Source organism: Alteromonas lipotrueae (assembly GCF_019249255.1).
In the GTDB taxonomy this organism is placed as follows: domain Bacteria; phylum Pseudomonadota; class Gammaproteobacteria; order Enterobacterales; family Alteromonadaceae; genus Alteromonas; species Alteromonas lipotrueae.
This window is the reverse complement of record NZ_JAESDJ010000006.1, coordinates 160,606-186,532: the sequence shown is the minus strand read 5'-3', so window position 1 is coordinate 186,532 and position 25,927 is coordinate 160,606. Positions and strand designations below refer to the sequence as shown.

The 25,927-nt window shown below is 44.3% G+C and carries 19 protein-coding genes; 14 read left to right on the top strand and 5 right to left on the bottom strand.

The genetic code is table 11. From position 1 onward, the window contains the following. Window positions 1-524: 524 nt before the first annotated feature. Together KYS23_RS10660 and KYS23_RS10655 are read left to right on the top strand one after the other, a co-directional pair. Window positions 525-1,271, top strand: coding sequence for an SDR family oxidoreductase (locus tag KYS23_RS10660; RefSeq protein WP_232370727.1), 747 nt, complete (start codon window positions 525-527; stop codon window positions 1,269-1,271). Next, a complete protein-coding gene (locus KYS23_RS10655) occupies window positions 1,258-2,382 on the top strand; it encodes a DUF3080 family protein (RefSeq protein ID WP_218418579.1) in 1,125 nt (374 codons plus the stop codon). The genes KYS23_RS10660 and KYS23_RS10655 overlap by 14 nt, the downstream gene beginning before the upstream one ends. Before the next feature lie 64 nt (window positions 2,383-2,446). On the opposite strand, the gene KYS23_RS10650 is transcribed toward KYS23_RS10655, so the two are convergent. Both KYS23_RS10650 and KYS23_RS10645 read right to left on the bottom strand, forming a co-directional pair. Continuing rightward, window positions 2,447-3,649 (bottom strand): mechanosensitive ion channel family protein, encoded by a 1,203-nt coding sequence (locus KYS23_RS10650; protein ID WP_246604349.1) that lies wholly within the window; start codon window positions 3,647-3,649, stop codon window positions 2,447-2,449. A 304-nt stretch (window positions 3,650-3,953) separates the two neighbouring features. Further along, window positions 3,954-4,583 carry a CPBP family intramembrane glutamic endopeptidase gene (locus KYS23_RS10645; RefSeq protein WP_159531040.1) on the bottom strand — a complete coding sequence of 210 codons (630 nt, stop codon included), beginning with the start codon at window positions 4,581-4,583 and terminating at the stop codon, window positions 3,954-3,956. Between the two features lie 396 nt (window positions 4,584-4,979). On the opposite strand from KYS23_RS10645, the gene KYS23_RS10640 reads away from it, so the two are divergent. From KYS23_RS10640 to KYS23_RS10585, 12 genes are all read left to right on the top strand, one after another. Next, on the top strand, window positions 4,980-5,837 hold the full coding sequence (locus tag KYS23_RS10640) for a MurR/RpiR family transcriptional regulator (RefSeq protein WP_159531042.1): 858 nt from the start codon (window positions 4,980-4,982) through the stop codon (window positions 5,835-5,837). 157 nt (window positions 5,838-5,994) lie between these two features. Then, the gene (locus KYS23_RS10635) at window positions 5,995-6,558 is read left to right on the top strand and encodes a DUF924 family protein (RefSeq protein WP_159531044.1); all 564 of its coding nucleotides are present in this window, start codon (window positions 5,995-5,997) and stop codon (window positions 6,556-6,558) included. A 194-nt stretch (window positions 6,559-6,752) separates the two neighbouring features. Beyond that, window positions 6,753-8,015 (top strand): amidase, encoded by a 1,263-nt coding sequence (locus KYS23_RS10630; RefSeq protein WP_159531046.1) that lies wholly within the window; start codon window positions 6,753-6,755, stop codon window positions 8,013-8,015. Between the two features lie 69 nt (window positions 8,016-8,084). Next, window positions 8,085-9,662, top strand: a complete 1,578-nt coding sequence (locus tag KYS23_RS10625) for a gamma-glutamyltransferase family protein (RefSeq protein ID WP_218418573.1) — start codon at window positions 8,085-8,087, stop codon at window positions 9,660-9,662. Between the two features lie 254 nt (window positions 9,663-9,916). Continuing rightward, on the top strand, window positions 9,917-10,735 hold the full coding sequence (locus KYS23_RS10620) for a sulfite exporter TauE/SafE family protein (protein ID WP_159531050.1): 819 nt from the start codon (window positions 9,917-9,919) through the stop codon (window positions 10,733-10,735). Between the two features lie 9 nt (window positions 10,736-10,744). Then, window positions 10,745-11,980 (top strand): pyridoxal-phosphate-dependent aminotransferase family protein, encoded by a 1,236-nt coding sequence (locus tag KYS23_RS10615; RefSeq protein ID WP_218397060.1) that lies wholly within the window; start codon window positions 10,745-10,747, stop codon window positions 11,978-11,980. Next, complete coding sequence (locus KYS23_RS10610) at window positions 11,973-13,205, top strand: allantoate amidohydrolase (protein WP_159531054.1); 1,233 nt, start codon at window positions 11,973-11,975, stop codon at window positions 13,203-13,205. Before KYS23_RS10615 ends, KYS23_RS10610 begins: the two co-directional genes overlap by 8 nt. Window positions 13,206-13,279: 74 nt before the next feature. Further along, a complete protein-coding gene (locus tag KYS23_RS10605) occupies window positions 13,280-13,645 on the top strand; it encodes a cupin domain-containing protein (RefSeq protein ID WP_159534555.1) in 366 nt (121 codons plus the stop codon). Between the two features lie 225 nt (window positions 13,646-13,870). Then, on the top strand, window positions 13,871-15,340 hold the full coding sequence (locus KYS23_RS10600) for an adenosine deaminase family protein (RefSeq protein ID WP_218418571.1): 1,470 nt from the start codon (window positions 13,871-13,873) through the stop codon (window positions 15,338-15,340). A 2-nt stretch (window positions 15,341-15,342) separates the two neighbouring features. Continuing rightward, entirely contained in the window at window positions 15,343-16,716 is a 1,374-nt protein-coding gene (locus tag KYS23_RS10595; protein ID WP_218418569.1) for a uracil-xanthine permease family protein, read from the top strand. A 257-nt stretch (window positions 16,717-16,973) separates the two neighbouring features. Continuing rightward, the gene (locus KYS23_RS10590; protein WP_218397064.1) at window positions 16,974-19,391 is read left to right on the top strand and encodes a TonB-dependent siderophore receptor; all 2,418 of its coding nucleotides are present in this window, start codon (window positions 16,974-16,976) and stop codon (window positions 19,389-19,391) included. Between the two features lie 96 nt (window positions 19,392-19,487). Then, a complete protein-coding gene (locus KYS23_RS10585) occupies window positions 19,488-20,570 on the top strand; it encodes a purine nucleoside permease (protein WP_159531062.1) in 1,083 nt (360 codons plus the stop codon). 37 nt (window positions 20,571-20,607) lie between these two features. On the opposite strand, the gene KYS23_RS10580 is transcribed toward KYS23_RS10585, so the two are convergent. From KYS23_RS10580 to KYS23_RS10570, 3 genes are all read right to left on the bottom strand, one after another. Further along, window positions 20,608-22,620 carry an ATP-binding protein gene (locus tag KYS23_RS10580; RefSeq protein WP_218418567.1) on the bottom strand — a complete coding sequence of 671 codons (2,013 nt, stop codon included), beginning with the start codon at window positions 22,618-22,620 and terminating at the stop codon, window positions 20,608-20,610. Between the two features lie 145 nt (window positions 22,621-22,765). After that, on the bottom strand, window positions 22,766-23,683 hold the full coding sequence (locus KYS23_RS10575) for a diguanylate cyclase (protein WP_159531066.1): 918 nt from the start codon (window positions 23,681-23,683) through the stop codon (window positions 22,766-22,768). Between the two features lie 127 nt (window positions 23,684-23,810). Next, window positions 23,811-25,919: a putative bifunctional diguanylate cyclase/phosphodiesterase gene (locus tag KYS23_RS10570; protein WP_218418564.1), complete on the bottom strand. Its 2,109-nt coding sequence runs from the start codon at window positions 25,917-25,919 to the stop codon at window positions 23,811-23,813. Window positions 25,920-25,927 lie beyond the last annotated feature (8 nt).

Sequence of the window (25,927 nt, the reverse complement as noted above, 5' to 3'; positions counted from 1 at the left end):
ATTTTGGTGTTTACGCGTAGTCGTTATATTCATTACATAAGCGGAAAGTGCTATATAAACCATATAAGCCTTATAACCGTTTACTCTTTGCCAACACGCATACTTGGGTTGGCGGTATAAACAATTATCGATGGGCGATTATAACGGCTGTAAACACACATGCAATGGGCAAGCGTATTTTCGATGCCTTGCGAGCTATATTTTGTGCTTACGGGGTATAAACAATAAGTGAAATATCCCACCAGCTGCTGCAAAGCTTACTTATTCTTATCTTTAAATTGTTGGAAATGCTGTCAAACTTATGCAAACAGAAATAGTAAATAACAGATTATTGATTAACAGAGCAGTGCCTGCAAATGCCTAACGAACACATACCTACTGAAAAAAACGCTATTGGGAATACAGTAACGGCTGATCCTACCAACGCCTCTCACATTGGCGAGCCAAAGAACGGATATAAGGCTGGACAAGGCAATCCACCAGTTGCACTCATTACTGGTGCAGCGAAACGCATTGGTGCCACTATGGCGAGAACCCTTCACAGTGCAGGCTACCGGGTGATTGTACATTATGGCCATTCAGCTGAACACGCCAACGCATTGGTAAATGCATTAAATGCAATAAGGCCTAACAGTGCAGCATGTTTGCAAGCAGATTTGTGCAAGTTAGACGATATTACTCGTTTAGCACAGCAAGCCACTGCGCCGAATGTCTTTGATGTGGACACTGAGCAACCAGCCCGTGAAGATTGCAGTGATAATAGTGCAACCGGTATTAACGTATTAATCAACAATGCGTCTAGCTTTTACCCTACCCCGTTAGGCAATATTTCTGCCAGTGATTGGCAGGCACTGGTTGGCAGCAACGTTCAAGGCCCACTGTTTTTATCTCAAGCTTTATGGCCTGCGCTAAAAGCAAATAATGGCTGCATTATCAACATGGTTGATATGCATATAGACCGCCCACTGCCCCACCATACGGTGTACGGCTTGGCTAAAACGGCGTTGGCGTCTATTACACGTTCACTGGCGGTTGAAATGGCACCAGAGGTGCGGGTGAATGGTATCGCACCTGGCGCCATACTGTGGCCTGAAAGAGAATTAGAGCTCGACCAAAAACAGCGATTGCTAGATAGCATTCCATTAGGCGGATTAGGCTCGCCTGAAGATATTGCAAACACCGCAACATTTTTAATTTCAGCTAATTATATTACGGGGCAAATCATTTATGTGGATGGTGGCCGAAGCTTGCATACTAATGCATCGGCATAAGCGCATGCGACTAGCTGGCGTAGTAATAGCCTTGGGGTTATTGCAAGGGTGCTTTGGTGCGCCTAGCATTAACGACACCATGGATGAATACACCACCCGTTTATCGAGGGTATTAGAAAGCCCGTTAGCCGAAGCTGCTTTGCCAGATGCTTCTTTACCAAATAGCGCCCCGGCAGATGAAACCTTAGAAGGTGAAGCCCATTCCACGCTGCAATTAGACGCTACGCTTGCCCTGCCTTCTCAAACCTATCCATCGCTCACGGCGCTAGGCAACAAGGTTACTGCGCTGAATATAAACATTAGAGAGTTTTACGCCATACAAGATTGCGAACTTGGCCGGATAGTGGCTGAAAGAAACACAGCTTTGGGTAAAACCCAATTGCCTTCGCAGCGCTTGCAGTATGAACATCAATTATTGAACGCATTGGCAAAGTGCGAAACCACACTAAAAGAGGCACAAAACCGCACTGCAGCAACAGTAGCAGAATGGCGTAAACAAAAACGCAGTCAGTATATGAACGTTTGGGCAAACGTGGTGCAAACCAGTTCTGAAATGAAACTTGGGTTAAGCATGGCTTCATCGCCACTACAGGCCAATGGCAATAAAGATGCGAAGGCGTCGGTCAGTGCGCTTAATTTTATTAATGGATTAGCTAAAACTGCTCAGTCACAAGGTGTTGTTGAATATGAACTTGAACAACAATTACAAATAATTGCGTCTTCTCGGCTTCCTGCAAAGCTATGGCAAACCCAAGCTATATTGAATAACCGTTTAGCGTTACTGAACCAAGTATTAGCACCTGCGCTAAATGACGTGAAGTGCGAAAATGGAACAAACAGCGACAAAGCCACTATTTTACGAAATGTGTTTTACTTGTACTTTATAGAAGAAATTCAGCCCATTGCGAGTACGCTTAATAGTTACCACTACCAGCTACAGCCTTTATGGGAACAATGGGCGGAAAACACTGCATTGAGCGTCCCATTTAAAGCGCACATACGCACCCACGCTGTTGATAACTTCACGCAATACAGCGCCACAATGAAAGCCCATGTTACGTTATGGCAAAACTTTCTAGGTCGCTGCAATTTATCGCCAACCGCGCCCTAGTTAACGTAAGGCGGCTAAACGTTTCATCACTCAGCTTAGAGTGTTCAACCCTATATGCTGCAAGCTAAAGAATATTCTCACCACTTTCAGGGTCGCGGGCTTTCTTCGCTTGCTCTCTAATATCTTCTGCTTCACTGCTAACGTCTTCGTTGTCATTTTCGTGTTCAAGCGCTGAATTAGCACTGCTGCGAGCTGTATCTGCCTGAGCTTTATTTGCCTGAGTTGCAGATGCCGACGCTTTACTTTCTTCCGACTCACCCGCTATTTCTACCGCTGATTTTTTGTTAGTCGCTAACGGGAAGTTATTACTTTCGGAGATGGGTTTATTAAGCGATGTGAAACCGCTGGCATCATCAGCTGTATCTTCTTTACTCACCGATTGATTAGACACTATGGCTAACCCATTGGGGAATAGACGTTCGCGAGCATCGTCAGGCATGCTAATGTTTTCCTCAGTAAATCGGCCTACAATTTGGCGCATAAGTAACGACGACATTTTAAGCACGCTGGTATCTTCAACATTCACCCAAAAATACACTTTTAAATTGTAGGTCGATGCCCCTAAATTATCGATTAGCACTTGGGGTTCAGGATCGGTAAGTACCTTCGCATGGCTAGAAATTATCTGTACCGCTAAATGCTGTGCGTTACGAATGTCTGCATCATAACCTACTCCCAGCACGAAGTGGCCGCGCATTAATGGGTTAGCCGTCAGGTTTTTTATCACACCTTTGTAAATGGTCGCGTTGGGAATTTGAATATGATTTCCGTCAAAATCCACCATGGTAGTAGCACGAGACGTTACCTTTTGAATAATGCCGGTAAACTCGTTTATTTCAACAATATCGCCTATTCGAAACGGCCTTTGAATGGTAAGTAACAAACTAGAAATAAAGTTTTCGGCAATATCACGAAAGGCAAAACCAAGAATTAACCCTACTACGCCAGTTCCGCTTATTACCGCTACCGCGAAGCCGGTTAAGCCTGCCATAAATAGGAATAAATACACCCCAAGCAAAATAATAACCAAGCTAATAGAGCGTTGCGCTACCGACTTAATTAAGGGGGTTAACGAAGAAAAAGAAAAAGGCTTAAGTAGCAATCGGGATAATGGCCCTGCAGCAAAAATAAACAGCGCCATAATGAGCAGGCCAACACCAAGGCCAGGTAAGCGATACAAAAAGCCGTGCCATAAATCTAATAAAACCGACTGCGCTTCTGAAAGGTTTTCTACTCCAGAGGAAGGCGCAACGGCATCTGCGGCCAATAAAGCTGTGGGAAATATGTTTGTTAGAATGAAATTTGTTAAGTCGAGCTTTGTTAGGTAGAAACCTACTAGGTTAAAAAAAGCCGTTAAAGAATTAATGTTGCCCACCTTCGCTCCTTGAAATGAGGTTACTTGCCACGGGTGCAGCCTAACAATATGACCATCACCACGCTAGTTTCTACGTAGTACCATATCTGTAGTACGCACATGCTCATGTACTGGTTTAAGTTCTGGCTTACGCTGTAACAAAGTCTTGGATATAGCCTCTGTTATGGCCCTACTTAGCCCTTGCTTTCCCTTTGTGTTAAGGGCCAGCCACTACTAAGTATGAACCTAAACCGATGGTGAAAAGAAAACTTCCCCAAATAGCATGTTCAATTACCACAATGGGCGTTGAGTTTGTTTGCATGTAGCGATAGCCAAATATAGCACCACCACACCACGATATAATGACAGCCACCCAATTACCGTAAATTAAATGCGCCAAACCAAACACGAAGGTACTTAACACCCAGCGCGCATTACGCGAAGGTAAAATAAGTTTGTAACGATGAAAAAAGAAGGTTCTAAAAATGATTTCTTGTGGAATAACCGACACCACTGGATACACCAATAACGTAACTACCCACATCCATGGCTCGTTAATGGGCCAATGCAAAAATAGTTCAGGTTTAATGAGATAAACGCATAGCGCAAGCAAACTTGCCCAAGGTAAAAATAGCTTAAGTGTACTTTTTAAATGAGGCCCGTAATCTTCCCAATGCCATAAACGAATTCGTTGGAATTGTTTATCGGCTAGCAGCACGCTTAAACAAAACAAACACACTATGCCCAAAATAGGCATAAGCCAATCGGAAACGTGGTTTATCCAGTAAAGTACGGCAATGGGCAGTGCAACGAACAAAATGAGCAACTCAGACCACAGCTTTACCACGAAGACCCCTACTTGATTGCAAATTGATGACATAATTATGAATTATAAAAGATAATGAAATTATAGTGCCAATTGGCGTAGAAGTCTTACCTTGCAGCGTTATACATTAGGCGTAAATTAGTAAGTCACCAATATACGGCGGTTTTTTGAAGCTTTCTGTCTTGAATTAGGGTGTGATAATAGAACGTGATAATGTGCGAAGAAGGCACGGCGGTTGATTTTTCGCTTAATTACACCCCGAAGAATGTTTTTTGTGTGTATAAATAACAGGCTCATGGGTATATTTGGTGAAATTTTTTCCTTCACGATATTGTTGTTATTTGCTAAAAAGCATCAATATAGGTACACACCTAAAAGCACGCGGCAAGCACACTGAGCAGTTAAAGATAATTCACTATGGCCCAAAATTCGAACGATGTTATTAAGCAAATAGAGAAGCACTATGCGTCTTTATCACCTTCAGGCCAAACTATTGCTCAGTATTTACAGCGCAACCCTATTGCCGTTGTAACCCAATCCACTTCTCATATTGCTGAACAAACCAACACCTCGAAAGCCACGGTAAGCCGTTTTTTTCGCCAGCTTGGTTTTGAGTCGCATCAGGAAGCAAAAAATACGTTGCTTACCTTACGCGAACAGGGCGTGCCGGTAAGCCCGAGCACGACTGCGGTTCTGCAGCACGAGCAAGAACTCAATAATATTTCGCACACTTTCGATAATATTGATATTGCTACGCTTACTGCCATTGCTGAAAAGCTGGCGAACGCGCAACAAATTACCCTTATCGGCTTTCGAAACGCCTATCCATTAGCGCTGCATTTTCGCCAGCAGCTTAAGCAAATTCGCACCTCAGTCAGGCTTTTGCCTCAACCTGGTCAAACCTTGGGGGAAGATTTAGTCGATTTAGGTAAAGACGATGTGGTGGTGTTATTTGGGTTTCGTAGGCGCACTCGGCAGTTCAAGCATGTATTAAATACCGTTTCTCACTGCCAAACTATTTTAATCACCGATCCAACCGGGCAAGTATATCGGGATAACGTAAAGCATCTGCTGGTGTGCCATTTGGGCAACCATCTAAGTTCACAGGTAGATAACTACGCCCCCTTCGACAGTTACGCCGCCCCAATGAGCTTGGTTTCTACCTTATGTAACTTTACGTATTCCGCACTGGGTGATAGTGCATCTGAACGGGTTAAAGCCATTACTAACCTGTATGGCGACCTTGATGAATTAGAGCCTTCCGAGCGAAAGTAACATTAACGACTTTTATTAGATTAATTTTTAGGCAAGAATAGAAGATCGAATAAGTAAACTGGTACGTATTAAGAATCGTGTTGCCACACGTGCTACAAGAGATAACTGCGCTGTTCTCCCGTAAAAAGGCAACCTAGCATTCGTAGTTGGAGTAGAAATGGACAAATCTCACCTTGTTATAGAAGAGTCTAGCAGAGTTTTAGCATTTTGGTTTAATGAACTAACTCCTTCACAATGGTTCAGTAAAGACTCTGCACTAGATCGTACTATTGCATCGCAATTTTTAACCTTGCATCGCGCCGCATCTCGGGGCGAGTTATGGCCTTGGCGAGCCACCCCTACAGGCCGGTTGGCGGAAATTTTGTTGCTTGATCAGTTCTCACGAAATATATACAGAGACACGCCTCACGCTTACTCGCAAGACCCTGTGGCTTTAGTATTAGCCCAAGAGGCTGTTAGCGTTGAGGCTGACAAAACCCTTACCCCTCAACAATGCATATTTCTTTATATGCCATTTATGCATAGCGAATCTTTGGCTATCCACGATATTGCGCTTCAACTTTTTGCGGTTCCTGGTTTAGAAAAACAATATGAATATGAGTTGAAACACGTGAATATTATTAAGCAATTTGGTCGATATCCGCACAGAAACTTGGTATTGGGCAGAACCAGCACGAAAGAAGAAGAACAGTTTCTTTTGGAACCTGGCAGTCGGTTTTAATGCGAACACAGCTTCGCCGTTGTATTGGTTATTAACCCACCTCACAAATCGCCTGTAATTGCCTTATTGAAAACAACTCATAAACTAGGCCACAAAAACAAAGCATATTACACACCAGCAACAAACGTTTCACTTGACAATAAAGAGAAACGATTGTTTCATGGAGGTATCTTTTTCACTATTGCGAATGTACCGTGTCTTCTCCTTTTGTTTCTATTCCTGCTGATTTTAAAATACATGCTAAAAGCGCTTCAGCATCTGCACCAGATTCTGCGACAGTCAATGCGTCACCAACAGCTTGCGAATTAAAGGGCTATTCCTTAAAGGGCTATGCATTAGCGGTAAAAGATTTATTTCACATTGAAGGGCTACCCACCGCAGCCGGGAACCCTGATTGGTTAGCGACGCACCCTGTACCTACGGCCACCAATAGTACCGTTGAAGCATTATGTAGTGCAGGCGTCACGTTTAAAGGTAAGACGATTACCGATGAGTTGGCTTATAGCCTACATGGACAAAATAAACATTATCCACAACTGGTTAACCCCATTGCACCTGCTCACATTCCAGGGGGGTCATCTTCAGGTTCGGCAGTGGCGGTGTCGGCGCATTTAGCTGATATTGGGTTGGGTACAGACACAGGTGGCTCTATTCGTGTTCCTGCTAGTTATCAAGGATTATGGGGCTTACGTACTTCGCACAACGCGATACCGTGTGACAACATGGTGGCACTGGCACCGTCTTTCGACACCATAGGTTGGATGACGCGGGATATCGACACCTTAGAAAAAGTGAGCCACGTTTGTTTAGCCAATGCTGGGCAGGAAGAACTGTCTACCATCGCAGACGACACTAACAACATCACAATACGAATTGGTGCTGTTCAGCATTTGCTTCAAAGTGCGAAACACGGCGCTTTGGTCACAAAATGGCTTGAAACGCTTAACGAAAAAGCGGGTGTGACGGTTTGCACTATCACCGAAGACGAATTGGATTTATCGGCACTGAATACTGCCGCGACGTTTCGCGTTTTACAAGGTGCTGAAATTTGGCAGCAACATGGCCAGTGGATAACTGACACTCACCCTGATATTGCCCACGATATTATGCTTCGATTAGATTGGTGTGAAACGATTTCCGAACAAGAGATTGAACATGCCAAGAAGCAGCAAGTGGCGTTTCAAGAATACATAAACGGCTTATTTGAAACCGTAGACGTATTGTTGATACCCACTACTCCCGGTATTGCACCTCGGTGCGATGCTGATGAAGAAACATTAGCGAACGATAGGAATGCCCTGCTTGCGCTTACCTCAATTGCAGGTTTAGCAGAGCTTCCACAAATTCATATGCCGCTATTTACCCTACAAAACGCCCCATGTGGTTTATCACTGGTGGGCAAAAAAGGCAGCGATCTTGCACTCATTAAGCTAGCGAAAGCACTGACAGCAAATTGATTGGTCATACTAGGCTTTCTGAGAAAACAAGGTTGCATTGGCCAAATAACAAATGGATAAAAAAAGACAATGAGTGAAAAGCATAACGTAGGCTTTACAGCCCCTCACTTTGCGGCGTCGCAAGTGGGTTTGAATATTTTAGAAAAAGGCGGCACCGCGATTGAAGCTATGGTGGCGGCGGCGGCGTCTATTGCCGTGGAATACCCCCATATGAATGGCATGGGTGGCGACGGATTTTGGTTAATTAGCGAACCTGGCAAAGCCCCTGTTGGCATTGATGCGTCGGGCGTTGCCGCACTAGGTGCCACCCCTGAATTTTATAAAGACGACAGCGCTATTCCTAGCCGAGGCGGAAAATCAGCCCTGACTATGGCCGGTGCTGTTGCGGGTTGGAATGAAGCGTTAAAAATAAGCCACCAGTGGCAAGATGGTCTGCCGCTTAATACCTTGTTTGATACGGCAATTAGCCAGGCTAATTGGGGTATTGAGGTGACGCAAAGCTTGGTAGATGCCAGCAATAAAACCTTTGACGATTTGGCGAGTGACCCAAACTTCGATCAGTTTTTAATTAAGGGCAAAGCACTTAAAAAAGGCAAAATCCTTAAACTGACAGCGTTATCTAAAACACTCAGCCACTTAGCCAAAGCCGGGCTTGATGACTTCTATCATGGCGAACTCGCTAGCAAACTAGCAGCCGATTTAGAAGCCGCTGGCTCACCTATTCGTATTGAAGATTTCAATCAATACAAAGCGCAAATTGTAGAACCGCTTTCAGTTACTACCAGCAAAGGCACTTTGTATAACTTACCTGCACCTACCCAAGGTGTAGCGTCGTTAATTATTTTAGCGCTGTACGACAAGGTTCAGCATTTAGGCACTACCGATGCTGACATGGTTCACTTATTGATTGAATGCACCAAACAAGCGTTTATTGCACGAAATGCGAATGTGACCGACCCATCACGTACGCCTGTAGATTTATCTAGCCTATTAACCGATGCCTCGCTAGATGAAATGGTTAAACACATATCGGTAGAAAAAGCGCAGCCATGGCCACATGTGGCGAAGCCAGGCGATACCATTTGGATGGGCGCGTGTGACAGCGAAGGCCGAATGGTAAGTTACATTCAATCGCTTTATTGGGAGTTTGGTTCAGGCATTGTTAGCCCACAAACCGGCATTGTATGGAATAACCGAGGGACTTCATTCTCGTTAGACTCTGCTAGCAACCAATACTTAAAGCCTGGGTTGAAACCGTTTCATACGCTTAACCCTGCCTTCGCCGATTTATCCGATGGGCGACGCATGAGTTACGGCACCATGGGCGGTGAAGGTCAGCCACAAACACAAGCTGCTTTATTTGCCCGCCATATTTATCACAACCAACCTATTGATAAAGCCATTGCGCTTGGCCGCTGGTTACTAGGCCGTACTTGGGGTGATGAAAGTAACAACTTAAAAGCCGAGCGTGACTTAGCCGAGTATGTAGGCGAAAGCCTTATTGCCCGTGGTCACGACATGGTGACTGTTGACCCTTGTAACGAACTGATGGGTCACGCGGGAGCGGTCATTCGCACGCCAACGGGGTCTGTCAGTGCAGCAAGCGATCCACGCAGCGATGGTAAAGCCTTTACTGATAGGGTTTAACTGCGCAGCTTAATCGTTAGATTCTACATCTATCGATAATAGTTAACCCTATACGGGTTTAATAAACTACCCAAGCCGTTTTATCGGTGTGTTGCTTTTGGCTTATTTTTAAAGGACGTCCACCCCTTTTTAGATAAGCCAGAGCAATCCACCATAATTTAATTGTGGCCAAGCGTTTTTTTACTTACACAAATTTGTATACAAAAAGCTTGCCCACAAGCACAAGATTTAATTCATAACGAGACTCTTTATTTATGCAGTTTTTACTCGATAACATGACGGTAATTTTATCGTTAATTGGTACAGGCGTGTTCGCCGGATTACTGGCTGGCCTGTTAGGTGTCGGCGGCGGTATTGTTATAGTGCCAGTCCTGTTTTTTCTATTTCAAGCGTTAGGCGTATCGGCAGAAAGTGCGATGGTAATAGCAACCGCAACATCGCTGGCCACAATTGTTCCAACGTCTATTAGCTCTATTCGCGCCCACCACAGCAAAGGTAACGTAGATTTTGCGCTATTAAAGGCATGGGCTGTGTTCATCTTAATTGGCGTTCTAGCAGGAAGTTACTTAGTCACCGTACTAGACGCTAACTTCTTAACATTGATGTTTGGTGTTATTGCCACCTTGTCTGCCATCAACATGCTAATTGGCAAAAAAGATGCCTTGTTTAACAGCCTACCTGGGCGTGTTGGGCAATCTATTATGGCGGCGTGTATTGGCTTTTTCAGTTCCATGGTTGGGATTGGTGGCGGCACACTTACCGTACCTACCCTTACCTTTTGTAACTACCCTGCGCACAGAGCAGTAGGTACAGCTGCCGCTGTTGGCCTAATTATATCGCTGCCAGCTGCTATTACCCTTTTATTTGTAGGTACTACACCTGTTGATGCGCCGTTTGCTACCTACGGTTACGTTAACCTACTTGGTTTCGCATGCATTGTACCGCTAACGGTAATTTTTGCGCCAATTGGTGCAGGCATTGCCAATAAGTTAGACGCAGGCCTACTTAAGAAGATTTTCGCTGTTGTTCTCATCATTACTGGCCTGCGCATGCTTGCGCAGGTGTTTATCTAGGAGCCTAGTATGACTGGTTTTGCACCTTTAACCCCTCCACCGCGCCTTTTAATGGGCCCAGGCCCTATTAACTGTTATCCCCGTGTTTTGTCTGCCATGTCTACACAATTGGTGGGGCAATACGACCCAGTAATGACGGGCTACATGAATGAAACCATGGCGCTATACCGCACGTTATTTAACACTGAAAACCAACAAACCATGCTGATTGACGGCACGTCGCGCGCTGGTATTGAAGCGGTTTTAGTGTCGGCTATTGAGCCTGGAGACAAAGTATTAGTACCTATTTTCGGTCGTTTTGGGCATTTATTGGCTGAAATTGCAGAGCGCGCCGACGCGGAAGTACACACTATTGAAGTGCCATGGGGTGAAGTATTTAAGCCCGAGCAAATAGAAGCGGCCATTAAGAAAGTTCAGCCAAAGCTGTTAGCGATTGTACAAGGCGACACTTCTACCACTATGTTTCAGCCTCTTGATGACATTGGTGCCATTTGTGAAGCCAACGACGTGTTGTTCTATTGCGATGCAACCGCATCGGTAGGTGGTAACCCGTTAGAAGTAGACAAATGGAAGCTAGATGCAGTTTCAGTAGGTTTGCAGAAATGTTTAGGCGGCCCTTCAGGCAGTGCGCCCATTACCATGAGCAAAAAATTCGTTGATGTGGTGCGAACTCGCCATCACGTTGAAGCCGGTATTCGAGATGCACACCATGAAAGTGCCCGTGGCCCGAAAATTCGTTCTAATTATTTCGACCTTGGCATGATCATGGATTATTGGGGTGATGAGCGTTTAAACCACCATACCGAAGCCGCTACCATGCTTTATTGTGCCCGTGAATGCGCTATTTTGCACCTTGAAGAAGGCCAGCAAAATGTTATTGCACGTCACAAAGTAGCAGGCGATGCCATGCTAGCAGGCGTGCAAGCGTTGGGGCTAACACCATTTGGCGACCTAGCTAACAAAATGAGTAATGTAGTAGGTGTGGTTATTCCTGATGGCGTACACGGCGAGCAAGTACGTGAAGACCTGCTACTGCGTTTCAACATTGAAATTGGCACCAGCTTTGGCCCTCTCAAAGGTAAAATTTGGCGTATAGGCACCATGGGTTATAACGCCCGCCAAGATGCGGTATTGCATACCCTTCAGTCGCTAGAAACCGTATTACGTAAGCAAGGTATGTCGCTACCGGCTGGCGCTGGCGTAGACGCCGCACTTGCTGTGTATTCGGGAGCCATGAATGTCTGAGTTTTCTGATGCGGCCGCGTTAGTCATGGCGCGCTGTGAAGCACTAGGTTCGTTAAGCCAAAACCCTACCTGTTTAGACAGACGCTATTTAACCGAACAGCACAAGCTCGCCAACCAATTAACCTCTGGTTGGATGATAGAAGCTGGCATGACAACTTGGCAAGACAGTGTGGGTAATATTTGGGGCCGCTATACATCGGCCGTTCCAAATGCACCTCGATTGATTATTGGCAGTCACTTAGACACCGTTCCAAATGGCGGTAAATATGATGGCATGCTAGGTGTGGTAGCCCCTGTTACGCTAATGGCCATGTTCAGCGGCGTAGGCCAACAGTTTCCTTTTCATATCGATATTGTTGGTTTTTGTGACGAAGAAGGCACGCGTTTTGGCACCACACTTTTAGGTAGCCGTGCATTAACGGGCAAATGGCAAAACGAATGGCGCAGGCTAAAAGATGAAGATGGCATTTCGCTTGAAGATGCGATGAAAAACTTCGGACTGGATTTTGATGCCATTAACAGCGCTACCATTGCACGGACCGACTTACTGGGTTACTTAGAATTGCATATTGAGCAAGGCCCAGTATTAGAGCAAGAGAATTTACCGGTCGGTGTGGTTAACGCTATTGCCGGTGCGAAGCGCTTTTCTTTAACCGTTACCGGTATGGCAGGACACGCGGGTACTGTGCCTATGTCGATGCGCCATGATGCTTTGTGCACCAGCGCAGAAATGATTTTAGCAGTAGAGTCTATTAGCCAGCAGCGTCCAGGCGTTGTGGCTACCGTGGGTAAAATTGAAAATGCGCCCAATGGAGTGAACGTAATTTCAGGGCGCTGTCAGTTCTCATTAGACATTCGCAGTGAAGAAGACCCGTTAAGAGACGCCGCATTGGCAGAGATTTTGCAAAAAATCAATGACATTGCCATATTGCGTAATGTGGAATTAAAAGTTGAGCAAACGCACAGTGCGCCAGCGGTTCACTGTGATAGCGCCCTACAAAATACATTGCTTAAGGGTGTAACTGAAGCTGGGATAGTACCCAAAGTACTGGCCTCGGGTGCAGGACATGATGCAATGGCAATGGCTGAGATATGCCCTGTTGCTATGTTATTCACACGCTGTAAGGGTGGTATTAGTCACCATCCGGCTGAGTCAATCACCACAGATGATGTTGCCGCTAGCTTGGCGGTATTGCACCACAGTCTTCGCACGTTAAAGTACTAAGGCATAGTTCCTGCCTACGCAAGGTTCACGTTTAAGCATTATTCGTTAAATGATAAGAAACAGGTATGAGTAAGATGAAGATAGCAAGGATATATAACGACGATGAAGGCAAGAGCCACTTTGGTGAAATCGATATTCCACTGAAGGATGGCGGACCTATTGGTCTGTTGTCAGAAAAGTTTGGGGCCGATAAGATTATCTTTAGAGAAACCCCTGCTGACTATGACTTTAAATGGCACCCCGCGCCAGCACGCCAGCTTCTTTTTATATTAAAAGGTCGCGCAGAATTCACTGTTTCTAGCGGTGAGCGCCATGTGTTTGGTTCTGGCGATGTTATTCTACTCGAAGACACCGAAGGCGAAGGCCATTGCTCAAAAGCCATGTATAACGAAGTGCGTCATTCTATCTTTGTAACGCTAGACGAAGGCGTTGAATTTTAATTAGTTTCAAAGCCTTGCTGTTAATTTGAGCGCGTCATATTGGCGCGCTTTTCGTTTAAAGGCACTACATTGGTGCAGCGTATACTTAATGTCATTTTCTCCCTTCGCTTATTTTACCTTAAATTACCCGTTAATCATTGAGTTAACCTTCTTTTTAACCATAGACTAACTGGTCAGCTTCTTGCAAACCTCACGCATTATGATTTTAACACTGCTGTAGTACTCATGCGTTTGCGACTTACCTTGTTATCTTTTCCACTTGTTGTCTTTATCTGCCTTACCAGCGTTGCTATCAAAAGCGCTGCCACACCAAGTTCAGTAGCCAGTTCTTCTACTTCCTCATTTTTTTCAATGCCCTTATGGTTTGAAAGTTTTAAACAAACGGCCACGCCACGCCAGATGTATCAATTTTTACAAGCCATGCCAAAAGGAGGCGATTTACATCACCACTTGTCAGGTTCAGGGTTTAGTGAATGGTGGTACGAACTGGCAGCAGATCCTACTAAAAATGGGGGATATACCTATTACACACTGGTGAGCAACACCCTATGCCATTCAGGCAAACAAAGTGCATTACGCTTTCATACCATCAGCAAAACGACATGGGCTAGGTTACCGCCTTGTATTCAGAAAAATTACACTGAATTAGGATTGCTTGATGACAATTTAAAACGCGAGTTTATGGATAGTATTCGCTTACATACTCCGTCAGAAGGGCGAGAAGAATTCTTTTCTACCCATTGGCAACGGTTAAACGAGCTCACGGCTAATCCCACGTTAGTATCAAAAATATTACTACGTAATATGCAAGCTTACCAAAAGGAAAATCTGCAATATTTGGAAACCCAAGTGAATGTTCGCTATACAAAGAAACCGGATGGTAGCCCTTATACGCCCGACGAAGCACTCGGTATTTATACCGACATGCTTGCCAGCGACGAGGCACAAGCCACGCAAGTTACTGTTCGTTTTCAATATGCTCTGGTGCGTTTTTTACCCGACGCCGAAGCGCAACTAGAATGGATTTATGACTTTGTGGATAGCCACAGAGACTTGTACGTGGGTATTAATTTAGTAGGCAGAGAAGATGACATGAATGGGCAACCGAAACGGTTTGCATCAACACTTCGTAAGCTTCGTGCCAAATACCCTAAAGTTTCATTGGCCTTTCACGCTGGTGAGTCAGAAACCGCAGACACAAACGTACGAGACACCTTATTGCTTGGAGCAGAGCGCATTGGGCATGGTTTAAATACCATTTTCGACCCAGATACTCTATTGCTAATGAGAAACGGCCAGTACCTTATAGAAATTAACCTTATTTCGAACTTACTGCTTGAATACATTCCCAGCTACGATGCCCACCCCTTTCCAGAATATTTGCGAACAGGTATTCCTACCGCGCTATCTACCGATGATAGAGGTATGTTCGATTCCACCTTGACCGACGAGTTTTATGTTGCGGTTACCGAATTCAACTTAAGTTGGGAAGAAGTACTCACATTAGGCACCAACAGTTTGCAGTACAGTTTTTTACAACCCGATGTAAAAGCGCAGCAGCTTGCTTTATATCACCAACGTATTGTTGGGTTTGAACGCTTAGTTGCAGTAGATAACGTCAACACTCCTACCCCAAAATTTCGCGCATTCATCTGTACGTTTGAAAGCGAATTGTGCAGCAACGATAAGGATTAATCATGCAAGAGAAACCTCAAGATTTACTTTATAGCCTGCACGACAAACCCAATGCGGTAGCTTGCTTAACGGCTGCGGTTCAGCACATGCTGGCGAGCTTTATTGGTGTCATAACGCCTACATTAATTATCTCTGCAACTCTGGGACTTACAGAGCACACGGCCTACCTTATTTGCATGGCGCTTTTTGTCAGTGGTGTTGGCACCTTTATTCAAACGAAAAAATTTGGCCCAGTGGGCAGTGGATTAGTGGCTATTCAGGGCACTAGCTTTGCCTTTATCAGTGCATTGCTATTGGCCGGCATGAAAGTAAAAAATGAAGGTGGCAGTAGCGAAGAAATTTTATCTCTACTTTTTGGTTTAACCCTAGCGGGGGCGGTCGTTGAGGTAGTTTTCAGTTTATTTGTTACTCAACTTAAACGCATTATCACACCACTAACGACGGGTATTGTTATTACCGCCATTGGCTTATCGCTTATCAATGTTGGAATGACCGACTTAGCAGGTGGGTTTAATGCTGAATCATTTGCGAGTTTAGATAATTTAGGATTAGGGGTAAGCGTTTTACTAATTATTGTATTTTTAAACGCGTCGAATAATCACTGGGTACGACTATCGGCCATTTTTGTGGGGATGACATTGGGTACCGCCTATGTGTGGATCACCAAAGGATTAGACTTTTCTCACTTAAATGCCCTACCTGCTATTGCGGTTCCCCAACCCTTTGCGTTTGGTATTAGCTTCGATATCACCTTGTTTTTACCCATTGCCCTCATTTATTTATTTACTGCGATTGAAACCGCAGGCGATTTAACCGCGAATAGCCTATTTTGCAAAGAACCCGTGACTGGCCCACTTTATTTATCGCGCATTAAAGGTGGCATTCTAGGTGATGGACTTAACTCTATGATTGCGGGTGCCTTTAATACATTTCCCAATACCACCTTTGGGCAGAACAACGGGGTTATTCAGCTAACTGGTATTGCGAGTAGAAAAGTGGGTTTCTTCGTGGCGGGCATGTTTGTGTTTGTTGGTCTTTTTCCTGCTGTGGGGGGGGTGCTACAAGCTATACCTAAGCCGGTGTTGGGCGGGGCAACACTGGTTATGTTTGCCATGGTGGCCGTAGGTGGTTTGAAGTTACTTGCTAGCTACGCGTTAGATAGAAGAAGTAGCTTGATCACCGCGTGTGCATTAGGGATGAGTATTGGTGTAATGATGGTGCCCAGCGCATTATCGCAATTGCCTACATGGCTGGAAAACGTTTTACTTTCACCCGTAACCTCTGCGGGCCTGACTGCCATCATTTTAGAACTTTCTTTGCCACGTGCACCGCAAAAATCAGCAGAAGTCACCTCAGATACTCAAAGTGAAGTATAAAGAGCAAATTTGGTGCAACACGCAGGGTAAATATCACAACGCTGGTGCAGAGAGCCATCAGCATTGCTCCACTTCACATTTTGATAACATCACCACTTTCCCAACTCTAAAAAAAACTCAATAAAATCATTAATTTAAATTTATTCTACTTCCTGACCAACTGGACAAGAAGCTGGCACTCATTGTGCTTTTACCCAGACAGAAAAATAAAAAAGTATAAAAAGCCTTTTAAAAGGTTATTAAAAATAGAGGAAACCATGATTAACACTACATTCAAGCTTAACCCACTAGCCCGTGCGCTAGCATTCGGTCTGACGTTGTCAGTGCCTTCAATCGCACTTGCACAAGAGGCTGAATCTGCGCCGAAAGACGCTGACGTTGAAAAAATTGAAGTAACAGGCTCTCTGGGCAGTTTGCCTGGTCAAGATGTTGAATCAGTTTTTGGTTTTGGAAAATCAATTCTTGAAACACCGCGTTCTGCATCAACGATTTCTCAAGAACAAATGGAGCGTTTTAACGTTTCAGACATTGATGAACTAGTGGCATTTGCTCCTGGTACATTTACCCAGTCATTCTTTGGTGTAGCTGGTTCACTTGATGTACGTGGTACGCCTGGTGAAACCTATTTCCGTGGCGTTAAACGCCTAGATAACCCAGGTAACTACCCTACGCCAATTGGTGCTTCAAGCCGAATTGATATTGTTCGTGGTCCAGCATCGCCAATTTACGGCCCGTCTAAAATTGGTGGTTACTTAAACTTTAACCCTAAATCTGCCCGTGCTTCATCTGGCCAGTATTTAGAAAAGCCTGAAGGCGCAATCTCTTACACGACGGGTTCGTGGGATAAGAGCGTGTTAACGGCAGAGGTTGGTGGTCCAGCACAGGTTGGCGATAAAACAGTCGGTTATTACCTGTACGGTGAAGTAGAAAACTCAGATAGTTACTACGAGAACACACAAACTGACCAAACTATTTTACAAGCCGCTTTCAACATAGATATTACTGATAACCTTCGTGTTGAATTTGGTGGTATGTACCACGATTACGATGGTAACCAAGTTGCTGGTTGGAACCGTTTAACACAAGAGCTAATCGACGACGGTACTTATATTACTGGTACTGCACAGCCACTTGATACAGACGGCGACGGCTCAATTAGTCACGAAGAGTATGGCGCAGTAAATATTGCGGGTAACAGCTTCTTCTACGTGCCTGGTGCTGCATTTACCGATGATGAAGCCACTGCCCTAATGGCACTTGAAAACGTAGGTACTACTACCCTAAGCGGTAGCCAAGTATTGGTTGCACCAGATGACCAATTGGGTAACGAAGCGATTACTTTCTACTTCGATACCATCTATTACGCAGACAACTGGGAAATTCGTAACCAGTTCTTCTACGATTCATACGATAACATTAACGAAAATGCGTATGGCTTCTCTCAATTCCACGATAGCTGGGTAATTGAAGATAAGATTGTTTTCGCTACCGAATATGAAAACGATAGCCTATTAGCACAATTCCAAATTTCTCCGTCAATTCGTTACACCGACTTTTTACACGGTGATGATTTTACGTACGAGTACTTTAACCGTCGTGACCTAACAATGGCATCATCGGCGCTTGATAGACGCTTGCTTTCTACTCGCTCTGGTATGAACTACGATAACTACGATGAAGGTAACTACCTTGATTTAGGTATTGGTGCCATGACCGACCTTACTTGGGATTGGGGCTTAAATCTTGTGCTTGGTGTACGTTACGACACCATTGATATCGAAACGACTTCACGTACCGACCTGCTACTTGGCGCAACTGGCGATGAAGTACCTGTATATGCTGAGGATACAGTAGGCGGTTGGTCTTGGAATACCAGTATTTCATACGAACTTCCGTTTGGCTTAATTCCTTACATCACGGCTGCTGAGCAAGCAACGATTGTTGCGGGTCAAGGTGCAGAAATTGGTGTTGGCCAACTAGAAGACGGTGCTTTCGATACGTCTGAGTTATTCGAGTTCGGTGTTAAAGGTTCATTGCTAGACGATACCCTTTACTTTGCACTTTCTTCATTTGAAATGGAAAGAACCGACTTTAGCAGCCAAAACACGGTTACTAACAACACCACAAACAACAAAGGTACTGAATTTGAACTTCGTTGGGTTGTTAACGAAAACTTAGTGATGTCTGCAGGCTACACGAACATTAAGGTTATTAACCTTACTGCACTTGAAAATGGTAGCCAGTTTGGTTTCCTTGGTGCTGAAGACTTAACAAGTCTTACCGATCCGTCGCTCGTGTTTGGTGGTAACGTGATTGGCTTGAACTTAATTGGTGAAGGCTTTGCTAACACTGATGCACGTAAAGCGGGTATCCCTGAAAACGTGTACACAGTAACGGCAACTTACGACTTCCAAAACGGTTATGCGGCTAACGTGAGTGTAGTTGACGTTGAAGAAGTAGCTTCTGGCTTCTCTGCTTCGGTAATGCTTCCAGCGTACACGCTAGTGAATGCAGGTGTTTCTTATCAGGCAGATGACTGGTCTGTAAACTTTACTGTTAAGAACTTAACTGATGAGCGTTATTTCCGCGCTAACTTCCCTGACTTGTTCGGTAGCCAAGTTGTGTTGCCAGAACTACCACGTCATTGGAGCGCGAAGTTCGCTTATAAGTTCTAAGACACTGCATTATAAGCTGTTGTAATAAAAAATGTTATAAAGGTAAATCTACCCTCGTAGATTTACCTTTTTTTATACCTAAGAGGACAATTATTAATGCGCTATTTTGCTAATGCTATTCTCGCCCTTTCTTTTTTCGCTTCTGCTGGGCACTGCGCTGAAACAACCGATACTTCCCCTATTGAGATTAAAGCCGTTGTGGTTGCCATGTTTGAAATTGGTGAAGACGAAGGTGACAAACCTGGTGAATTCCAACTTTGGAAAAAAGGCCAAAAGCTTTCAACCCGCTATGCCCTGCCCCATGCTCATCATGATATTTTTGTTAATGAAGAAACCGGGGTATTAGGTATTGTAACGGGAATGGGTATAGCCCGCGCCTCGGCTGCTATTATGGCACTTGGTCTAGATCCTAGATTCGACTTAACGCATGCTTACTGGCTTGTAGCCGGTATTGCAGGTATGGATCCTGCTGACGGCACCATTGGCTCTGCAGTATGGACTGACTATGTGGTTGACGGCGACCTTGCTCATCAAATTGATGCACGTGAAATTCCAAGTGACTGGAAAACGGGCTACTTCCCGCTTTTCACTCACTCACCTTATGCTAACGCCGCATCGGTAAACCCAGAACAAGCGCCTAACGGCGAGGTTTACATTTTAAATGCCAGTTTAAGAGACTGGGCGTTTAACCTTACAAAAGATACAGCGTTACCCAATACACCCGCCATGGATAAATTGCGCGCGACTTATACGGGATACCCTAATGCCCTTGCTGCCCCAACCATTATGACGGGTTCACATTTATCGGCATCTACATTTTGGCACGGCAAATTACTTAATGACTGGGCTAACGATTGGGTGGGCTACTGGACACAAAGCAAAGGTAACTTTGTCACGTCAGGCATGGAAGATTCAGCCACCTTACAAGCGCTTACTTACTTAGACAATGCTAACTTGGTTGATAAAGACCGTGTACTTATTCTTCGTACTGCCAGTAACTTTACCATGCAACCTGCAGGTTTGACCGCAGCGAAAAATCTTGAGCTAGAGAGTTCAGGGGAAGGCTACGCGGCATTGCAGTCGGCAGTAGAAGCAGCATACGCTGTAGGCGCTGTGGTTATTGAAGAAATTACAAAAAACTGGGATACAGTGAAAACTGACATGCCGGTTAAGCAATAGTCAAAAAATGAATATTAGGTGACAGCGGGGCCCGCTGTCACTGATGCATTTCAAGTGACTTACTTAGCAAGGCTTTCTTAAGTTCTAACGTGACTTTGCGTTGGTCGACTGGTTTACATAAAAACGCTGACATTCCCGCCTCTGTACACGCTTTTCTGTCATCTTCTGACGTATTAGCCGTAACTGCAATAATGCTACCTTGGCTGTGCATCAACCCCTCTTCAAGTATGACTTTGGTGGCTGACACCCCATCAAGCACCGGCATAGCACAATCCATGAAAATAAGGTCGTATTCTTTTTCTCTGGCTTTCTGTACTGCAACTTCACCATCTTCAGCTTCATCGGCAATAAAGTTATATTTTTCCAACATTGAAGTAAGCACAATGCGGTTAATATCGTTATCGTCCACCACCAGAATAGACAATGGGATAGTGAGTAAACTTGATGGTAGGGCATCGTCGTGGTCAAGCAGGCCTTGCTTAGCATCTGTCAGGGTGACAGGAAGGACAATATCAAAGGTAGTGCCTACATTCCTTTCAGAGCGAATATCTATCTCGCCATCCATTTTGTCAACTAGCTGTTTTACGATAGAAAGCCCTAAGCCTGTTCCACTGCCTTTAATTGCCGATTGCTTTTGCCCTTGTATGAAAGGAGTGAACAACGAGGTTTTAGTGACCTCATCCATTCCCTCCCCCGTATCTTCTATAGAAATAAGCAAGTTAGGCTCAGTTAACGCTTCTCTAAGTGTTAACTGGATGGAAATGTGCCCTCGTGAAGTAAACTTAATGGCGTTGTGCAGTAACTTAGAAATAATTTGCCCTATTCTATTGGCATCACCATTTATATAGGTATTCTCGGGGAACGACAAAACCGCGTATAAACGAAGGCCTTTTTCTTTGCACAAGGATTTAAATACATCAATCAACTCTTCTGCCATTGCACGCACGCAGAAGTGACTTTTCTTCAGTACAAGCTCGCCACTGGAAATTTCAGTGTAGTCTAAAACATCATCTATTAGCAGCAGTAAGCGGCTGGCGCTCTTAAGTGCTAAATCCGTTTTTCGCTCTCGAATATTCACTCGCTGCTCGAACTTTATGGCCTGTAGCATTCCCGTAATACCATTTAGCGGCGTTCTTAATTCATGACTGATACGAGATAACAAGTGACCCCGCTCTTTAAATGCAGCTTCTGCGTCTTTCTGTCTTTCCTCAAGTTCCAAGCGAAGCTTTACCGGCTTATCAACATTTTGAAACGTACCGAAAAGCCGAACACAATGACCTTCAAACATTTCAACCATACCGTGGTTTTCTACCCACACCGGGTTTCCCTTTGCGGTAATTATCTGCAAGGTAGCGGTCCATGGTTCGCCTGTTTCTATCGCGTGATTAACCAACCTTGTAATTTCATCGCGATCTGCCCCCTCTTTATAAAACTCAATTGCTGAGCCAAGTTCTGGCGTATAATTTTGAGGCACTTCATGAATAACACGGGTTTGAGAAGACCAAAAAAGTGCATTGTCGGCAATATCAACTTCCCATACACCTATGTTTGCCACTGACTGCAACTTTTCAAATAACTCAGCATGTTTGATTGAATTATCGTCTGCTCCACGTTCTTTTTGTAAAACGCTTTCTAGCCAGTTATCAAGTAACGATAACTTCCCTTTATCGAAAGAAAAATCTATACCTTCCACACTGTTTACCAGCATTAACACAAGGTGATAGTTACCAACACGATGAACACGGCCAATAATATAGTTTTTCGCCGATAAATTTTGCTCTGCCCACTGCTTAACCTCACCGCAGCTTGCGAACTGGCCAGCCGGAAGGGAGGTTATATCAACAGGAAAAGGGGGTAGGAGTAGTTGGTTAGGTGCAAGAGAAACATCGGCTTTGGCGATCACGTCGATATGTTCGCAAGTAACATGTAAAAGTATACCTTGCTGCATGGATAATATGTCGCAACCGGATTTAAGCACTTTCTCGAAGTTAAGTACCGTCGATGAAACGGAAATAGGGTACTTTTCTTTACTATTGAATTGTTGAGACATAGCAAACCGCCATCAAAATCAAGAAGCCCCCTGAGGGTCAGAAGAGCCACTACAGTTTTTACACTGCTCCATTACGGCAATAATAGTGGTTATTTCAAATAAAAAAAATTAAACAATAGGCTAGTTGTGAAAAGGGTAACACCATTTAACCGATAGCGCGGTTACGCCCAGCCTCTTTGGCTTCGAAGAGAAAAATATCAGCAGACTCTATAAGAGAAGATACACCATTATCTTGCAATTCATTAGCAGCTCTCACCGCAAAACCCGCGCTGAGGCTTAGCTTCCCCCCCTTGCCGGCATAATGCGTGATATTCTCACTTCTTATTGCAGCCACAATGTCTTCAGCAATTTTCTTAACCCCGTTCATGTCGGTGTAAGGTAATACCAGCATAAACTCTTCACCACCAAATCGAATGGCTGCATCTTTGGGACGGCGCGCATGCTCACCAATAACCCCTGCCACTTGTTGAAGGCAGATATCCCCTTGAAGGTGACCATAATTATCGTTATAGAGTTTGAAAAAATCGATATCCATCATGATGATACCGACAGTTCCATGGTCGCGAGCAACTTGCTTTACTAATAATGGAATTTCATTACTTAAGTACAGTCGGTTGTATAAGCCTGTTAACTGATCGTGAAAGGTCATTCTTTCAAGCAAATCTGTACGTAGCTTACCTTGCAAGTGGTTTTTTATGCGATGCACTAGTGTAGAGGCGGTAACCGGCTTCAACACAAAATCTGAGGCCCCCACTTCCCAACACTCATTTTCGGTTTCAACGTCAATAGTAGAGGTAACAAAAATAACAGGTATGTGGGCTGATTCAGTGCTTTCTTTTAAAGTACGACATACGGTAAGACCGTCAATATCAGGCATGTTCATATCTAACAGAATGAGGTCAGGCTTGTGTATAGCACAATGGCCAATTGCCTCTTTGCCGTTTGAAGCAGCAATGCAGGTAACGAAAGGCTCGAGTATGGAGGTAAGAAGCATTCTGCTAATAGGCTCATCATCGACCACGAGTACCTTACATGCCGAGTATGGTTTTAGTTCTAACTGCATAAATTTAACAGGACTATCTTAAGAAATTGAGGGGCAAACCGTAGTAGTCTCATATTACAACATTACTTACGGGATATTAACCCAAAAAGGAGAAACTTCCATCTTTTCATATTTTTAAAATTTACTGTTACGTCATTATTGTCGTTTGATTTAAAAACCGTGTGGTAAATTCATTTTCTGATATCGGCTTACACATGTAGTAGCCTTGACCATATTCACAGCCTAACTGCCTAAGCGTGTGAAACTGCAATTCGGTTTCAAGCCCCTCTGCCACTAGAATCATATTAAGACAATTGGCGAGACGAACAATAGCAGTCACAATATCAAGCGCTTGGGGTTCGTTATCCATATCTTTTACGAACGATCGGTCAATTTTAAGTACGTTTAAAGGAAACTGACGTAAGTAGGATAAGCTTGAGTAGCCGGTGCCAAAATCGTCTAGTGCTAACGTAAGCCCTAATGAGGACAACGCCAGTAACATATTTCGCGTTAGGTCGAAATCGGCCATTAGTGCTGACTCTGTTACCTCTAGCTCTAACAACTTTGGGTCGATTCCGGTCGAGACAATGACTTCTTCAACTTCTTTCGCAAAGCTAGGGTTTGCTATTTGCTGTGCTGACACATTAACCGCAATTTTAAGCGGTTTATTCGCTTCAACACACTTAGCAATAAACTCACAGCTTTTTACCAAAACTTGCTTACCTAGGCGGTGAATTAACCCCGTTTCTTCAGACAGCGGAATAAATTCATCTGGTGAAACAATACCACCATCGTCATCAATCAATCTAACGAGGCTTTCTGCGCCAACGACTTTGTTTAAGTTTAAATCATATTTAGGTTGAAAAAATAATGCCAAGCTGTTGTTATCAAGTGCTGTGCGAAGCTTTACTTCCATTTCAACTCGTTTGCGCATAGCCAGTTGAAGATCTTTCGAGAAGAAACTGAACTTGTCTTTACCAGTCGCTTTCGCGCGATACATGGCAGTGTCTGCATGCCGCATCATTTCTTCTGCACTAGAAGCATCTTGAGGGAACAAGCTAATACCAATGCTCAAACTAAGTTGGTGATGCCGACCATCAATCTGAATAGGCTCCCTTGCACTTTGCAAACAACTCATTGCCACCCCATCGGCACTTAAACCACTACCTACATCGGCTAATAAACATGCAAATTCATCCCCACCAACCCGCGCTAACGTTGCAGACTTACCGCATGCTTGTTGAAGGCGCTTCGATATAGATAAAATAATGGAGTCGCCGACTTTGTGGCCGAGCGCGTCGTTTAAATATTTGAAATTATCAATATCTATTAGTAACAGTGCGATACTTGGCTGTGCCGTGTCGGTGCGATGAATACACTGAACAATTCTGTCGTGCAATAACACGCGATTAGGCAGGCCGGTAAGTTGATCATGATTAGTGACATGGGTCATTTGTACAGCCATTGCCACAGATTCAGACACGTCTTGGAATACAACCACGGCCCCTTTGACGTTTCCTTGCGTGTCTAAAATAGGGGATGCTGTATCTTCTACCCTACACTCTTTACCTTGCTTGCTAACTAACTTTACGTTGAACGCCATAGCAACAGGCCGCTTAACCTTCATGGTATATAACGCTGGGTTAATCACTTCAGCATTAGTCGTGGCATCTCGTAACTCCATAATGTCATCCACTATTCGCCCGCACGCTTCAAACTCATTAAAGCCAGTTAAGCGCTGAGCAACCGGGTTAATAAAAGTCACAAGACCTTCTGCGTCTGTGGCAATAACCCCATCAGCGATAGCATTAAGTGTAATATTTAGCTGCTCTTTTTCTTCGAGTACTCTTTCGTTATAAGTAGATAACTGTGATTTTTGGCGTTGCATTAGCAGGTGATTCTTTACCCGCATCCTACAAATTTCGATATCAATGGGCTTAGCAATAAAATCAATAGCACCCAATGCGAGTGCTTTTCGCTCATTTTCACTGTCGGTAAACGATGTAACAAAGAGTATCGGAATTTCTCGTAAACCCAAATCAGCCTTAACTGCCCTACAGATGTCAAACCCTGACCGCTTAGGCATACTGATATCAAGAACAATTAAATCGGGTTTATGAATTTGGACAAGTTGAAGGGCTTCTTGACTGTCGCTGGTACTAATTACGTTCGCTAAGCTACTTACAGCCGATTCTAAAATGACAATATTTACAGGTTCGTCATCAACAATAAGCACTTTTTGCGCACGCATATCCATAGCTGTCG